The organism is Streptomyces sp. NPDC020362 (genome assembly GCF_040642095.1).
In the GTDB taxonomy this organism is placed as follows: domain Bacteria; phylum Actinomycetota; class Actinomycetes; order Streptomycetales; family Streptomycetaceae; genus Streptomyces.
Window position 1 is genome coordinate 53,398 of sequence record NZ_JBFAET010000032.1, and the last position, 15,861, is coordinate 69,258.

9 protein-coding genes are annotated in these 15,861 nt (G+C 73.9%); 8 read left to right on the top strand and 1 reads right to left on the bottom strand.

Annotation, left to right across the window (positions count from 1 at the left end; genetic code table 11):
• Positions 1-130 precede the first annotated feature (130 nt).
• The 6 genes from AB0H32_RS15450 (at position 131) to AB0H32_RS15475 (ending at position 12,794) form a co-directional block, all read left to right on the top strand.
• Positions 131-1,837 (top strand): glycerol-3-phosphate dehydrogenase/oxidase, encoded by a 1,707-nt coding sequence (locus AB0H32_RS15450; RefSeq protein WP_361119653.1) that lies wholly within the window; start codon positions 131-133, stop codon positions 1,835-1,837.
• A 422-nt stretch (positions 1,838-2,259) separates the two neighbouring features.
• Complete coding sequence (locus tag AB0H32_RS15455; protein WP_361119655.1) at positions 2,260-4,374, top strand: protein kinase; 2,115 nt, start codon at positions 2,260-2,262, stop codon at positions 4,372-4,374.
• Between the two features lie 273 nt (positions 4,375-4,647).
• Positions 4,648-7,314: a protein kinase gene (locus AB0H32_RS15460; RefSeq protein WP_361119657.1), complete on the top strand. Its 2,667-nt coding sequence runs from the start codon at positions 4,648-4,650 to the stop codon at positions 7,312-7,314.
• Positions 7,315-7,463: 149 nt separating this feature from the next.
• On the top strand, positions 7,464-9,170 hold the full coding sequence (locus tag AB0H32_RS15465) for a protein kinase (RefSeq protein WP_361119659.1): 1,707 nt from the start codon (positions 7,464-7,466) through the stop codon (positions 9,168-9,170).
• A gap of 190 nt (positions 9,171-9,360) precedes the next feature.
• Positions 9,361-11,058 (top strand): serine/threonine-protein kinase, encoded by a 1,698-nt coding sequence (locus AB0H32_RS15470; RefSeq protein ID WP_361119661.1) that lies wholly within the window; start codon positions 9,361-9,363, stop codon positions 11,056-11,058.
• Positions 11,059-11,111: 53 nt separating this feature from the next.
• Positions 11,112-12,794, top strand: coding sequence for a serine/threonine-protein kinase (locus AB0H32_RS15475; RefSeq protein WP_361119663.1), 1,683 nt, complete (start codon positions 11,112-11,114; stop codon positions 12,792-12,794).
• Here AB0H32_RS15475 and AB0H32_RS15480 read toward each other — a convergent pair.
• Positions 12,781-13,716, bottom strand: a complete 936-nt coding sequence (locus tag AB0H32_RS15480; protein ID WP_361119665.1) for an AraC family transcriptional regulator — start codon at positions 13,714-13,716, stop codon at positions 12,781-12,783. The genes AB0H32_RS15475 and AB0H32_RS15480 overlap by 14 nt on opposite strands.
• Before the next feature lie 71 nt (positions 13,717-13,787).
• Between AB0H32_RS15480 and AB0H32_RS15485 the strand changes: the two genes are divergently transcribed.
• Complete coding sequence (locus tag AB0H32_RS15485) at positions 13,788-14,699, top strand: MBL fold metallo-hydrolase (protein WP_361119667.1); 912 nt, start codon at positions 13,788-13,790, stop codon at positions 14,697-14,699.
• Positions 14,700-14,744: 45 nt separating this feature from the next.
• On the top strand, positions 14,745-15,861 hold a 1,117-nt coding region (locus AB0H32_RS15490; RefSeq protein WP_361119669.1), incomplete at its 3' end, for a serine/threonine-protein kinase.

Genomic DNA, 15,861 nt, shown 5'->3' on the forward strand with positions numbered 1-15,861 from the left:
ACAGGTTGAAAGCGCGTGGTGGCTGAAGTCGGGCAAGCCGGTCAGAATTTGGGCATGGGGAGGGGATGAACCGGGCTTCGCCCACCGGGTGCGGCCGACGCGAGCGAGTTGTTCGAAGCGGGAGGCAGCGGTGAGGACAGCGACACTGGGCCCGGCGCAGCGGGCCGAGGCACTTGCGGCGATGGCGGAGCGCGAACTGGACGTCCTGGTGGTCGGAGGTGGAGTCGTCGGCGCGGGCACGGCGCTGGACGCCGTCACCCGGGGGCTGTCCACCGGACTGGTCGAGGCCCGCGACTGGGCGTCCGGCACGTCCAGCAGATCGAGCAAGCTCGTCCACGGGGGCCTGCGCTATCTGGAGATGCTCGACTTCGCACTGGTCCGGGAGGCCCTGAAGGAGCGCGGCCTGCTCCTGGAGCGGCTCGCCCCGCACCTGGTCAAACCGGTGCCCTTCCTCTACCCGCTGCAGCACCGGGGCTGGGAGCGGGCGTACGCGGGCTCGGGGGTGGCCCTGTACGACGCGATGTCCATGGCCCGCGGCCACGGCCGGGGCCTGCCCCTGCACCGCCACCTGACCCGCGGTCACGCCCTGAGGGTCGCCCCCTGCCTGAAGAAGGACACCCTGGTCGGTGCCCTGCAGTACTACGACGCCCAGATGGACGACGCCCGGTACGTGGCGACCCTGGTGCGCACGGCGGTGTCGTACGGCGCCAAGGTGGCCAACCGCGCGCGCGTGACCGGGTTCCTGCGCGAGGGCGAGCGGGTCGTCGGCGCCCGGGTGCAGGACGTGGAGGGCGGCGGGGAGTACGAGATCCGCGCGAAGCAGATCGTCAACGCCACCGGCGTGTGGACCGACGACACCCAGGCCATGGTGGGAGAGCGCGGCCAGTTCCACGTCCGCGCCTCCAAGGGCATCCACCTGGTCGTGCCCAAGGACCGCATCCACTCCACCAGCGGCCTGATCCTGCGCACGGAGAAGTCGGTCCTGTTCGTCATCCCCTGGGGCCGGCACTGGATCGTCGGCACCACCGACACCGACTGGGACCTCGACAAGGCCCACCCGGCGGCCTCCAGCGCCGACATCGACTACCTGCTGGAGCACGTCAACTCGGTGCTGGCCGTCCCGCTCGGCCGCGACGACGTGCAGGGTGTGTACGCGGGGCTGCGCCCGCTGCTGGCCGGCGAGTCCGACGCGACCAGCAAGCTGTCCCGCGAACACACCGTGGCGCATCCGGCGCCGGGTCTCGTGGTCGTCGCGGGCGGCAAGTACACGACGTACCGGGTGATGGCGAAGGACGCCGTCGACGAGGCGGTGCACGGCCTCGACATGCGCGTCGCCGACTGCGTCACCGAGGACATCCCGCTGCTCGGCGCCGAGGGCTACCGGGCCATGTGGAACGCCCGGGCGCGGATCGCCGCCCGCACCGGACTGCACGTGGTCCGCGTGGAACACCTGCTGAACCGGTACGGCTCGATGGCCGAGGAGGTCCTGGACCTCATCGCCGCCGACCCCTCCCTGGGCGCGCCGCTGCAGGCCGCCGACGACTATCTGCGCGCCGAAGTGGTGTACGCCGCCTCGCACGAGGGCGCCCGGCACCTGGACGACGTGCTCACCCGCCGCACCCGCATCTCCATCGAGACCTTCGACCGGGGCACCCGCAGCGCCCGCGAGGCGGCCGAGCTGATGGCACCGGTCCTCGGCTGGGACAAGGACCAGATCGAGCGCGAGGTGGAGCACTACGAGAAGCGGGTCGAGGCCGAGCGCGAGTCCCAGCTCCAGCCGGACGACCAGACGGCGGACGCGGCACGCCTGGGAGCGCCGGACATCGTTCCGCTGTGACCGGGTGTCCTGCTCCGCCGCGTCGGGCCCGGGCGGGGCGGCGGGTCGTGCCGGTGCCGAGCGCCGTCCGCAGCCGGCGGGCGCGGTCAGCCGACATCACTCGAACGAGTGGCCCGGTGGGGGATCTCTGCTCGAATCCCGTCCGTTCCACCAGATGCGAGGGCAGAACTCGGCAGCGACCAGGGCCGGTTCGGGCCGGGGGACTGCGATCGCGTCCGTGTCCACGGGGCAGGTGAGGGCGCGTTGGCATTCCGGACGCCCTCCCTCCTCGGGGCCGGTCATTCCGGCAAGCGGAACTTTCGCCTCAGCAGGTCTCCCGTCCCGCGGAGCCCCCAGGGCGCCCAGGGGCACCCTGGGCGCCGGGCACTTGTCGGGTGAGAGACAATGGAGGCTCTGTCAGGGCGGGTTGCATGAGGGGACGCATGTCGGAGGCGGAGCGGGCGGAGACATCTCGTCAGGAGACTCGTCGGGACAAGGGCGAGCGTCGTCTCCTCGCCGGGCGGTACCGGCTGGGAGACGTGCTGGGCCGGGGCGGCATGGGCACGGTGTGGCGCGCCGAGGACGAGACCCTGGGCCGGACGGTCGCCGTCAAGGAGCTGCGGTTCCCGTCGAACATCGACGAGGAGGAGAAACGGCGCCTGATCACGCGCACTCTGCGCGAGGCCAAGGCGATCGCCCGGATCCGCAACAACAGTGCGGTGACGGTCTTCGACGTGGTCGACGAGGACGACCGGCCCTGGATCGTCATGGAGTTGGTCGAGGGCAAGTCCCTCGCCGAGGCCATCCGTGAGGACGGCCTGCTGGAGCCCGGGCGGGCGGCCGAGGTCGGGCTCGCCGTCCTCGACGTGCTGCGCTCCGCGCACCGCGAGGGCATCCTGCACCGGGACGTGAAGCCGTCCAACGTGCTCATCGCCGAGGACGGCCGGGTCGTCCTCACCGACTTCGGCATCGCGCAGGTCGAGGGCGACCCGTCCATCACCTCCACCGGCATGCTCGTCGGCGCCCCGTCCTACATCTCCCCGGAGCGCGCCCGCGGGCACAAGCCCGGTCCCGCGGCCGACCTGTGGTCGCTGGGCGGCCTGCTGTACGCGGCCGTCGAGGGCGTCCCGCCGTACGACAAGGGGTCGGCGATCGCCACGCTGACCGCGGTGATGACCGAGCCCCTGGAGGAGCCCAAGAACGCGGGTCCGCTCAGGGACGTCATCTACGGCCTGCTCACCAAGGACCCGGCCAAGCGGCTCGACGACTCCGGTGCCCGCGCCATGCTCAACGCGGTGATCCATGCGCCCGAGCCGGAGCCGATGGACGCCACGCGGGTGGTTCCGCTGCCGGTGCCGCCCGAAGGGGCCGAGGGCAAGCGGGGCGAGGAGGCCGGGGAGAAGCTGCGCGGTGCGCTGCGGTCGGTCCGCAAGGCGGCCGGGGCGGCCGGGGCGGCGGCCGCCGCACGTGCGAAGAACCCGGGCGGCGCGGCAGGTACGTCCACCGGGACCTCGGCCGGGACCTCTGGCGGTGCCTCGGCCAAAACCTCGGCCGGAACCTCTGGCGGTGCCCCCGCCGGCCCCTCCTCCGGAGCCTCCGGCAAGGTGGCCGGGACGGGTTCGGCGTCCTCCGGGGCCCGGGGGGCCAAGGCGCCGGGCAGGCCCACCGGGCCGGCCCGGAGCGGCGCTGCCGTGCCGAACTCCAGCGCGAGCAGGCCCGGTTCCAGCGCGAACAAGCCGAGTTCCGGATGGCCCGTGATGCCGCCGCCGGACATGGACCTGCCGCCGCGGCCGGTGCCGCGGGCGCCGCTGACCGACGTGGTGCCCAAGCGGACGCTGGTGATCATCGCCGTGGTGGTCGTCCTCGCGGTGCTGGGCACGGTGCTGGCCATCGCGCTCAACGGTGACGACAGCAAGGGTGACAAGGGCAGCGGCCGGAGCAGGAGCGCGGTCAGCGCGGGCCCGTCCACCAAGCAGGACAAGGGGAGTTCGGGCAAACCGGACAGCGGAGCGCGCACGGACGAGGCGGCCGGAGGCGACCCGAGCGCCTCGGCCGACGACTCCGCCGACGACTCCGACTCCTCCGACGACTCCGCCTCCTCCGGCTCCAAGGACGGCGGGAGCGCGCCGGCCGTCTCCACCCGCAAGAGCGGCCAGGGGTACTCGATCGGGCTGCCCAAGGGGTGGTCGTACCGGTCCAGCGACTCCGCCGGTGACCGCTACACGGGGCCGGACGGGCAGAAGCTGCTCGTCGGGTGGACCAGTTCGCCCAAGAGTGACCCGGTTGCGGACTGGAAGAACCAGGAAGGCGGCATCATACGGTCCCAGTACCAGAGGATCCGCATCGAGAAGGCGGACTACCGCAGCTGGAACACGGCCGACTGGGAGTTCACCTACGTCGAGGACGGCACCAAGTACCGCTCCATAGACCGGGGTTTCGTGGTGAACGGCCACCAGGGCTACGGGCTGATGTACACCGCGAAGGCTGCGGACTGGGACAGCGACCTGCGCAAGGACACCTGGAAGACGCTGACGGAGTCCTTCGAGCCCAAGAAGTGAGCGGTGCGCTCTCGGACTGACGGGCGGTATCGGGTGGGAGGACGAGTCCGGCCACTCGTACCCGATGACAGAGAACGGCCCGACACCGAGGTTTGTGAGGCTCATGTCCGCGGCACCGGGCTACGGTTGGGGCCGTGGGAATCCGTCATCCCCTCAATGCGGGTTGCCTCCGGCACGTATCGTGAATGATTGCGGACCGTACGCAGCGGGATGTGGATACGGAACGGGCCGTAAGGGAACGGATGTGAACGACAGGCGGCCGGGGGAGGCAACGTGGACGACTATGCGGGCCGGGTGCTCGCCGACCGCTACCGCCTGCCGCTGCCGCCCTCCGACGAGTACGAACTGACCGAGACCCGGGCCTTCGACACCTACAGCGGGCAGGAAGTGCTGGTCCGCCAGGTGCCGTTGCCCGAGGTCGTCGAGGCCGAGGTGCTCGACGCGGAGGGGCTGCCCGAGGGGTTCACCGCCCGTGAGCGCGAGGGCCGCAGGAGCCCGGCGGCCCGGACCGCCACCCGCCGGCCCTCGGACCCGGCGGTGCGGCGTGCCGTCGAGGCCGCGCAGGCGGCGGCCCGCATACCCGATCACCCGCGCCTGGACCAGGTCTTCGACGTGTTCGCCGAGGGCGGCTCGCTGTGGATCGTCAGCGAGTGGGTGACGGCGCGTCCGCTGTCCGCACTCCTCACCGAGCAGCCGCTGTCGCCGTACCGGGCGGCCGAGGTCGCCTCCGACGTCCTCATGGCGCTGCGTGTGCTGCACGCCCACGGCTGGGTGCACCGCAACATCACCGCCCGTACCGTCCTCGTCTGCGACGACGGCCGCGTGATGCTGACCGGCCTCGCGGTCGGCGCGGCGGAGGAGGCGCTGTGCGGGTACGACCCGGTGCCGGCTTCGGACGGCCCGGCTGACCAGGACGGGCCGGCGGGGGCCCTCGGGCCCGGCGGCGGGCCCGGTGACGGCGTCGGCGGCGGGCAGCAGTCCGACGACTTCGACGGGCGCGGTGCTCAGGGCGCCGGAGGGCCGGCCGGCGCGGTGCGCGGGCAGGCCTCCGCCACGGGACCCGCTCCTTCGCCCGATACCGATCCCGAGGCCGCGCGGCGCGCCGCGATCCAGGCGCGGGTGGCCGGCGGACTGCCGGTGCCGGGCGCGAACGGCGCTTCCGGCGGGGCCACCGCCCCCGGATCGCCGGGGCGACAGGCCCTGGAGAGCGGGGAGGACATCCGTGCCGCGCGGGCCGGGGCCATCGCGGCGTACCGGGCGGGGGCCCGGGCCGCCGCCCGGGTCCAGGAAGCCGGGCAGAACGGCCGCGCCGCCCTGCCCGCGGCCCGCCCGCCCGCCGAGGACGACCCCGGTGCCACCCGCGCGGGCGGCACCGGGCAGCCGCCGTACTCCACCGGGCAGGCCACCACCCCGCCCGGCCGGATAGCCGACCCGTACGGGGTGCGCGGCACGCCGTGGCACGGAACCTCGCCCCGCACCGGCCCCGGCGCTCCTTCGACCGCGCCCGGCGCCGAGCGGCAGCGGCCGGGACTTCCGGCAAGCGGCGCCCGCCCCGGCGCGACGCCCGGTGCCGACCGTGCCGCCGTAGCCCCGGGACGGACGCCGCAGGTCCCCGTCGCAGCGGCTTCGCCGCCCGTCCCCGCCCAGGCCGGTCCGGCCTCCCACTGGGACGGCCGGGGCGCCGGCGGCGCCGTACGCCGGGGACCGGGTACCGCGCTGGCCGCCGAGCGGGCGCGGCAGGTGCGGATGACCGTGGTCGGCCCGGTGACCGAGCGGTGGGCGCCGGAGCAGGCCGGGCCCGTGCACGAGAACTGGCAGCTGGCCGCGCCGATCGGGCCGGCCACCGACCTGTGGGCCCTCGGCGCCCTGCTCTTCCGGGCCGTTCAGGGACACGCGCCCTACCCCGAGGAGTCCACGGCCGAGCTGGTCCAGCTGGTGTGCGCGGAACCGCCCGCATTCGCCGAGGAGTGCGGACCACTGCGCCCGGTCGTGGAGTCGCTGCTGCGCCAGGACCCGACCGACCGCCTGGACTTCGAGGAGCTGAGCGGGTGGCTGCGCTCGCTGGTGCGCTCCGCGCCCGAGCCGGACGCCGGCACCCATGTCGTCCCCGTCCCGCCCGCCGACCCGAACCGGCTGCCGATCGTCCGGCGCCGCGGCGAGCTGGTGCGACGGCGGCGCGCCGGGCTGCCCGCGGCCCACGGCCGGCACAAGCGGGCGCGGGAGGAGGAGCGTTCCCCGCGCCGTCTGGGCAGAACGCTGCTCCTGCTGATCCTGCTCCTGCTGGCCGGCGCGGTCGCCTACGCCATGCTGTTCATGCCCAAGCAGGGGGAGAGCGGCGCGGCGGGCAGCGACCGTACCGGCAGCGCCGGCCAGGCGAGCCCCGTCCCCTCCCGCACCCGGCAGCCCTCTTCCGGACAGTCCGCGGACGGCACTCCCTCGGCGTCCGCGCCCGCCACCGAGACGCAGACCGGCGGCGGTCCCTCCGTCGCCGAAGGGTTCACCCTGCGCACCGACCCGGAGGGCTTCCAGATCGCCGTGGCCAAGGGCTGGGACCGTACGCCCAAGAACGGCAGCGGCCAGGTGGTCTACGCACACGGCGACTTCGAGCTGCTCGTCGTGCCGGGCAGGGACAGCGCCTCGGCGAACGGCAGCGACCCGATGGTCTACCAGCGGGACAAGGAGCAGGAGCTGCAGCCCTACCGGAACTCCAGCTGGGCCACGGCCACCGGCCTGAAAACCATCACGGTGGGCGGACGGACCATGGCGGAGGGGCAGTTCACCTGGACCGACGGGCAGGGACGCGACCTTTACGTGCGCAACATGGCGATTCTGCTGAACGGCCGCTACCACGTCGTCCAGGTCCGTGGCCCGGAGGCCGAGCGCGACGAGGTGACGCGGCTGTACGAACAGGCCACGGCGACGTACCGCTACACGCGTTGAGCGCCCTGTATACCGGTTGACCGGTACTGGCCGATTCCGGCGGCGACAACCGTCACAGTGCTGTCACCTTGGTACCCCGCTGGTTCCCTGTTTGCATACCGGTCCTTAGTCTGACCCTGTCAAGAGCATTGCGGGGCAACGTGAATCAGATGCAAGGCCTGCTCATAGCGGGCCGCTACCGGCTTGTCGATTCCATCGGCAGCGGCGGCATGGGCCGGGTTTGGCGCGCACACGATGAGGTGCTGCACCGAACGGTCGCCATCAAGGAGTTGACCGCGGCGCTCTACGTCTCCGACAGCGATCAGGCGGTTCTGCTCGCCCGCACCCGGGCCGAGGCCCGCGCCGCCGCGCGCATCAACCACTCCGCCGTCGTCACGGTGCACGACGTCCTCGAACACGACGGCCGCCCGTGGATCGTCATGGAGCTTGTCGAGGGCCACTCGCTGGCCGACGCGGTCAAGGAGCGCGGCCGCATCGAGCAGCGGGAGGCCGCGCGGATCGGCCTGTGGGTGCTGCGGGCGCTGCGCGCCGCGCACTCCGCCGGTGTGCTGCACCGGGACGTCAAGCCCGGAAACGTCCTGCTCGGCCAGGACGGCCGGGTCCTGCTCACCGACTTCGGCATCGCCCAGATCGAGGGCGACACCACCATCACCCGCACCGGCGAGGTCGTCGGCTCGGTCGACTACCTCGCGCCCGAGCGGGTGCGCGGCCACGACCCCGGCCCGTCCTCGGACCTGTGGGCGCTCGGCGCCACGCTGTACACGGCGGTCGAGGGCCGCTCGCCCTTCCGCCGCACCTCCCCGCTGGGCACCATGCAGGCGGTCGTCGAGGAGGACGCGGCGGAGCCCCGGCACGCCGGCCCGCTCGGACCGGTCATCGCCGCCCTGCTGTGCAAGGAGCCGGCCCAGCGGCCGGGCGCGGAGGAGGCGGAGCAGATGCTCGCCGAGGCGGCGGAAGGCCGCCGTCCGCACTCGGCCCAGGCGTTCGTCCACACCCAGGGCTCGGGCGTGCGCACGAACGGCGGCACCGGCACCTCCGCGTCCGGTTACGGCGCTCCGGACACCACTCCCGGTTACGGCCCCGGCGGCGCGGCGGGCATGAGCCGTACCGCGACCGGGCCGACGGCCGTGGGGCCCACGCCCATGGGACCGGACGGACCGGCAGGGAGGCGGGCGGGCCGCACGGCGGCACGGCCCCGGCGCCGGCTGCGCACCCTCGCGCTCGTCGTCGCCTTCGCGGCCGTGCTCGGCGGTGCCGCGGCCGTCGCCTTCCAGCAGATGAGCGGCGGCTCGGAGCAGAACACCGGGACGAGCGGGGGCGCGAGCCCGGCCACGACGTCACCCTCCGCGAGCAGCGACGCCGCGCCGGGCGCCGACGGTGGCGTGCCCGCCTCGTGGAAGCCGTACCACGACCCCTGGGGCTTCACCGTCAGCCTGCCCCCGGGCTGGTCGCGGAAGGTCACCAGCCTTCCCGGTGGTCTCAAGCAGGTCGACTACACGCCCGACGGCGGCAGGCACTTCCTGCGCATCGCCATCGACGCCAACCCGGACTTCGCCACCCCCTTCGAGCACCAGAAGGACCTGGAACAGCAGCTCCAACGGCTGATCGGCTACCACCAAGTGGCCCTGAAGGAGAACATCTACCGCGACTGCAAGGGCTCGCTGTGGGAGTACACCTGGACGGCGCTGGCCAAGGACCCGCCCCACGTCGCCGGCCCGCGCCATGCCGTCGAGGAGACGTACTACTCGCGCCAGGGCACCGAGTACGCCATCTACATGTCGGGACTGGCCGAGGACTGGGCGAAGACCAGCAAGCAGTTCAAGTGGGTGCTGCAGAGCTGGCAGCAGCCGCAGTAGGAGCGCCGGCCGGCGCCTGTTCCCGCCGAGGGAGCCGGCGAGAACGTCTCCGGCGCCGTCGAGGTGTGTGAGTGCCGGGGCTGCCGCGTAGGCCGCCGCCACCGCATGCCGGGCGGCCGCTCGAAGGGGTGACGCCGGGCGGCGACCGGATTTCGAGGCCGCGGACGCCCTCTGAGGCATGATGGGGCTCATGGGGACCGAGGGCGCCGACTTCCGGTTGATCGCGGGCCGTTACCGCCTGGAGGCACGCATCGGGCGTGGCGGCATGGGCATCGTGTGGCGGGCGAGCGACCAGGTGCTGGGCCGGCGGGTGGCGGTCAAGGAGCTGGCCCCGGACGACTCCCTCGCGGACGACGACGCCCGCCGCCGCCGTGACCGCACCTTCCGCGAGGCGCGGGCCGTGGCGCAGCTGCGCGACCCGCACGTCATCGTCGTGCACGACGTGGTCGAGCAGGACGAACGGCCCTACATCGTCATGGAGTTGATCGAGGGCGGCTCGCTCGCCGACCGCATCGCCGCCAGCGGCCCGCTCCACGCCGTGCAGGCCGCCCGGATCGGCATCGACCTGCTGAGCGCGCTGCGCACCGCGCACGCCGCAGGGGTGCTGCACCGGGACATCAAACCCGCGAACGTGCTCATCGAGTCCGGCACCGACCGGGTCGTGCTCACCGACTTCGGTATCGCGCAGGTCGCGGGCGCCACGACGCTCACCGAGACCGGCTCGTTCGTCGGCTCGCCCGAATACACCGCCCCGGAGCGGATGTCGGGTGTGCGTACCGGGCCGGAGTCCGACCTGTGGTCGGTCGGCGCGCTGCTGTGCGCGGTGCTCAGCGGCGAGTCGCCGTTCCGGCGCGACTCGCTCGGCGGCATTCTGCACGCCGTCGTCGCCGCCGAGATCCGGCCACCTGCGCAGGCCGAGCCGCTGCTGCCCGTCGTACGGGGCCTGCTGGAGCGCGACCCCGACCGGCGGCTGGGTGCGGTGGAGGCCGAGCGGATGCTGCGGACGTTCCTGGAGACGGGCCGCACTCCGGACGCGCCGACCGCCCCGGGCTCCGGCCGCACCCCCACCAGGACCGGTGACTCCAAGGGCCGTACGCCCACGACCCCGTACACGCCGACCGAGCACGACGTGCCGCGCCAGTCGCTCGCCACGCCGGCGACCACGGCCGAACAGCCCCCGCCCGTGCGCCAGTCCGCGCGCGGCGCGCTGGTCGCCGCGCTGCTCGTGGCCGCGGTGGCCGGGGCGGGCGTCTCCGCGGCGGCCCTCCTGCTGAAGGGCGGCGGTGGCGGCGGCACACCGGGCGGTACGGCGACCAGCCCGCCGGCACGGACGAGCGCCTCGCCGTCCCGGTCGGCCGGGAGCGCTTCGCCCTCCCCGACGGCCACCACGAGCCCGGCAGCCACACCGGGCAGCACACCGGCCTCCTCCCGCACCCATTCCGCTCCCTCCGGTTACCGCACCGCCAAGGACCCGGCCGGCTTCTCCCTGGCCGTGCCGCAGGGCTTCACCCGCGACCAGCAGGGCGAGCGCGTCTTCTACCTGTCCGCGGGGCAGACCTTCCGCCTCGGCATCAAGGCCGCGACGCCCGAACCGGGCGGCCCCGTCGCGGTGATGAACCGGGCGGCGGCCGACGGACCCAGCACCAACCCCGGCTACCACGACGGCCGGGTCACCGAGACCACGCACGCCGGACATCCCGCCGCGCTGTGGGAGTTCACCTGGGACGGCTTCAGCGCCGCGGAGGGCCCCCGCCACACCTACGACCTGTGCTGGGAGGAGAGCGGACGCATGTACGACGTGTGGGTGTCGGCGCCGGTCGGGAAGGTGCGGGAGGGCCGGGAGTACTTCGACGTCGCCGTGGACACCTTCTCGGTCACGGGTTCGTGACCGGTTCGTGTTCCCTGTGGATCCAGGCGCCGATGGCGCGATATGGATGAACCATGAGCAGTGACGGGGGAGTCCGCCACACGGCGGATCACACGGCGGATCACACGGCGGATCACAGGGCCGACGACACGACGAGTTTTGTTCTGCAACCGCCCCACCCGGGCCCGACGCGTCCCCAGACACCCGCGGCGCCGGTGCAGCAGGGCCCGCAGCCTCCTGAAGTGCCCGCGCAGGCGGCCCAGGCCCCGGGGGCCGGGCGGCTGATAGCCGGGCGGTACCGGCTGCTGGCCAAGCTCGGCCACGGCGGAATGGGCACGGTGTGGCGGGCCAGGGACGAGACGGTGGACCGCGAGGTCGCCGTCAAGGAACCCCGGATACCGGACCACTTTCCCGAGCGTGAACGGGCCAACGCCTACGAGCGGATGCGCCGCGAGGCGCGTGCCGCGGCCCGGCTCGACCACCCGGCGGTCGTCGACGTGCACGACGTCGCGGTCGTCGACGGCCGGCCGTGGATCGTGATGGAGCTGGTGCACGGACGCTCGCTCGGCGCCGCGCTCCAGGAGGGCACGCTGGACGCGCGCGAGGCGGCCCGGATCGGTCTGCAGGTGCTCGGCGCGCTGGAGGCGGCGCATGCGGCGGGCGTCCTGCACCGGGACGTGAAACCGGACAACGTGCTGCTGGGCCGTTACGACCGGGTCGTCCTCACGGACTTCGGTATCGCGCAGATAGAGGGCGAGACGAATCTGACCGAGACCGGCGGCTTCGTCGGCTCGCCCGAGTACATCGCGCCGGAACGCGTGCTGGGGCAGCGGCCCGGTCCGGCGAGCGACCTGTGGTCCCTGGGCGTGGTCCTCTACACGGCCACCGAGGGCGTCTCCCCGTTCCGCCGCAGCAACACCCCGGCCACCCTCCAGTCCGTCCTCAACGCCACCCCGGCCGCGCCCGCCGCCGCGCGGGGCCCGCTGGCCGACGCCGTCAACAGCATGCTCCAGAAGGACCCCGCCCGGCGTCCGACGGCCGCGCAGGTCAGGTCCCTGCTGGAAGCGGCCGCGAACCCTCCGGCGCCGGAGCCCACCCAGCGGGTGCAGGTCACCGTGCCCGCCGGCCGGTCCCCGCGCCGCCCGGGCCGCAAGGTCTGGCTGGGCGTGGGTGCGGCCGTGGTCGCGGCCGCGGCGGCCGGGTACCTGATCCTCGCGGACCCCTTCGCCGGCCCGCTGCCGGACGGCTGGGCGAAGCGGACGGACGCCGGGCTGGGTGTCACGCTCGCCGTCCCCGCGACCTACCAGGTGGGCCACCCGGACAAGACCGCCACCGACCGGAGCTGGGTGTCGTACACGGACTGGAGCGGCGGCATCTCGATCGTCCTGGACCTGACCAGGAAGTCGGACGACTCGCTGAACGAGATCAAGAGCAACGCGGTGGCCCAGATGCGGGCCGACGACGAGAAGTTCAAGAACGAGGGCGACTACAACCTCGACATGCCCAAGGGCGCGAAGACACACCCGGACGACAACGCCAGGTACCACGGCAGACAGGCCGCCACGAACACCGTCGCCTACACGACCGACGACAGCCAGAACCCGCGCCCCCGCGAACTCCAGATCTTCTACTACCGGAGCAACTCCGGCGACCTGTACCGGCTCACCGTCGGCTATCCGGGCAAGGGCGACTTCACGGCCCGGGGCCGGGAGGTGGCGAAGGCGGCGATCGCGAACCTGGACATCAAGAAGCCGTGACAGCCGGGCGGGCGGCCCGCGACTGCTCCCGGTACCGCCCGGGCGTCGTCCCGAACTCCCGGCTGAAGGCGTGCGAGAGGGCGTACGGGCTGCCGTAGCCGGCCTCGCGGGCGACCGTGGACAGCGGCACGTCCGAATCGCGCAGGCGGGTGGCCGCCAGGGTCAGCCGCCACCAGGTGAGGTAGGTCATCGGCGGGCGGCCGACCAGGGCGGAGAAGCGGCGGGCCAGGGTGGCGCGGGAGACGCCCGCCTCCGAGGCCAGACTGCCGGCCGTCCAGGGGGCCGCCGGATCGGAGTGCAGGGCCCGCAGCGCGGCCGTCGTCACCGGGTCGCTCAGCACTGCCGGCCACGCGCCCGTCTCCGCCCGGGTCATCCAGGCGCGGACCATGTAGATCAGCAGGAGGTCCAGCAGGCTCGGCAGGGCCAGACAGGCGCCCGGCCGGCGCTCGTCCAGCTCCCGTGCCAACAGGTCCACGGCGGTGCGCAGTTCGGGATGGTCGCCGACCCGGTGCGGCAGGTGCACCACCTGCGGCAGCTCCGCCAGCAGCGGGTGCGTGCGACTGCGGTCGAGACGGTACTTGCCGCACAGCAGCTCGACGCCCGGGCCGGACCCCGGTGGCCGTACGTCCCTGTCCCCCACCTCCTCGAACGGCACCGCCCGCCGCACCTCGGCCGCTCCCGCCGCCCGGTCCGCCAGCACGTGCCCCGCCCCGTGCGGCAGCAGCACCACGTCCCCCGTGCCCAGGGCCACCGGGTCACCGCCCCCGTCCGGCACGAGCCGGCACGCGCCGCTGAGGACGACATGGAAGCCCGCCCCCTCGTACGGCGCCAGGCGGACGCTCCAGCTGCCGCGCACCCGCAGCCGGTTCGAGGACGGCCGGCCCGCCCGGACCGCCGAGATCGCATCGCTCACCACATCCATGAGACGACAGCGTATTGGACAGAGCCGAATGAGCATTGGGACGTTCAAGTCAGGCTCCTAGGGTCATCGGTATGGCAGATGACAATGTGCAGAGCTTCAGGGTCGGCGACGTCGAGGTGCTCCGTCTCGTGGAGTGGCGGGGGCCGTACGTGCCCGCCGGAGCCCTCGTCCCGGACTGCGGCCCCGAGGTGTGGACCGCCCACGAGGAGGAACTCGTCCCCGATCACCGGGAGATCGGTGGTGACCGTGCCGTGGTGGCGCTCCAGACCTGGGTGGTGCGCTCCGGCGGGCGCACGGTGCTGGTCGACACCGGCGTCGGCAACGGTCGCGAGCGTCCCGGCAATCCGCTCTTCCACCAACGGCAGGGGGACTTCCTGGACCGCCTGGAGCGGGCCGGGGTCCGTCCGCAGGACGTCGACGTCGTCGTCAACACGCACCTGCACGGCGACCACGTCGGCTGGAACACCCGCAACGCCGACGGCGAGTGGGTACCGTCCTTCCCCGGCGCCCGGTACCTCCTGCCCGCCCCCGACGACCACCACTTCGGGCCCGAGGGCGGCTACGGCGGCGGCGTGCGCGTGGACGACCGCCTCGTCTACGAGGACAGCGTCGCGCCCGTGCACCGGGCCGGGCAGGCCGTGGTGTGGGACGGCGAGTACCGCATCGACGAGCATCTCGTCCTGGAGGCCGCCCCCGGCCACACCCCGGGATCCTCCGTGCTGCGCCTCGCATCGCGCGGCGAACGGGCCGTGTTCGTCGGTGACCTGCTGCACAGTCCGGTGCAGATCCTGCACCCCGAATGCAGCAGCTGCTTCTGCCTCGACCCGAGGCAGGCGGCCGGGACCCGGCTGCGGGTGCTGGAGCGTGCCGCCGACGAGCGTGCCCTGGTCGTCCCCGCGCACTTCGGCGGCGCCGGCGCCGTGGAGGTGCGCAAGAGGGGCGCGGGGCACGGGGGATTCACCCTGCACCGGTGGGCAGCCTGACCGCCCGCTTCGACAACGGCACGTTGCGCACGGTACTCATGTGACATGAGTGCAGACGGCGAACTCCCGTCCGGCGGACGTCTGATCGGTGGGCGCTACCGGCTGGTCGAGCGCATCGGGTCCGGCCCGACCGGGACCGTCTGGCGGGCCCGGGACGAGCGGGGGCGGGAGCAGGTCGCCGTCAAGGAACCGGCGCTGCCCGCCGATCCGGCCGACGACGAGGAGAGCCGGCGCGTCGCGCACCGGCTCTCCCACGAGGCCCGGGCCGCCGCGCGGGTGCGGCACCCCTCCGCCGTCACGATCCACGACGTCGTCGGCGAGGACGGAGTCCCCTGGATCGTCATGGAGTTGGTCGAGGGCGAGTCGCTGCGGGAGATCGTCCGGCGCGGCCCCCTCCAGCCCGCCGAGGCCGCCCGGGTCGGGCTCGCGGTCCTCGGCGCGCTGCGGGCGGCGCACGCCGTCGGGATCGTCCACCGGGACGTCAAGCCCGCCAACGTCCTGATCGAGTCCGGCACCGGCCGGGTCGTCCTCACCGACTTCGGAACGGGGGACGGACACGCCGAGGAGGCCCCCGCCGCGTTCGTCGCCCCGGAGCGGGCCTCGGGTCCCGGCGCCGGGCCGGCCTCCGACCTGTGGTCGCTGGGTGCGCTCCTCGCCGCCGCCGTCGAGGACGCGGAGTCGGGTCCCCTCGGGCCGCTGCTGGCGCGGCTGCACGCGCGCGAGCCCGAGGCACGGCCGGGCGCGGAGGCGGTCGCGGAGGCACTGGCGGCACTGGCGGCGCTGGCGGCGCCGGCGGGTGCGGAGACCGACCGAGGGACGGCGCCGGCCGGGGGCCAGACGGGCCGAGGGGCGGGGTCGGCCGGGGAGCAGACGGGCCGAGGGGCGGTGTCGGCCGAGGAGCAGACCGGTCGAGGGGTGCCGTTGGCCGGGGAGGAGGCCGGTCGAGAGGCGGCGGAGCCGTCCGTGGACCTCAATGAGCCGTGGCCGAGGCGGACGCCGGTGACGGACCCCCGGCCCCTGCCCCCCGAACCCACCTCCACCCCCACATCCACCTCCGCACCCACCTCCACCCCCACCCCCGCCTCCGCACCCACCCCCACCTCCGCACCCGCCTCCGCACCCACCCCCACCTCCGCACCCACCCCCACCCCCGTCGGCGTAC

Bases quoted from the DNA above. Each gene is read 5' to 3' on its own strand.
- AB0H32_RS15470 (WP_361119661.1), top strand. From the start codon at position 9,361: ATGGGGACCGAGGGCGCCGACTTCCGGTTGATCGCGGGCCGTTACCGC.
- AB0H32_RS15480 (WP_361119665.1), bottom strand. From the start codon at position 13,716: ATGGATGTGGTGAGCGATGCGATCTCGGCGGTCCGGGCGGGCCGGCCG.
- AB0H32_RS15455 (WP_361119655.1), top strand. From the start codon at position 2,260: ATGTCGGAGGCGGAGCGGGCGGAGACATCTCGTCAGGAGACTCGTCGG.
- AB0H32_RS15485 (WP_361119667.1), top strand. From the start codon at position 13,788: ATGGCAGATGACAATGTGCAGAGCTTCAGGGTCGGCGACGTCGAGGTG.
- AB0H32_RS15475 (WP_361119663.1), top strand. From the start codon at position 11,112: ATGAGCAGTGACGGGGGAGTCCGCCACACGGCGGATCACACGGCGGAT.
- AB0H32_RS15465 (WP_361119659.1), top strand. From the start codon at position 7,464: ATGCAAGGCCTGCTCATAGCGGGCCGCTACCGGCTTGTCGATTCCATC.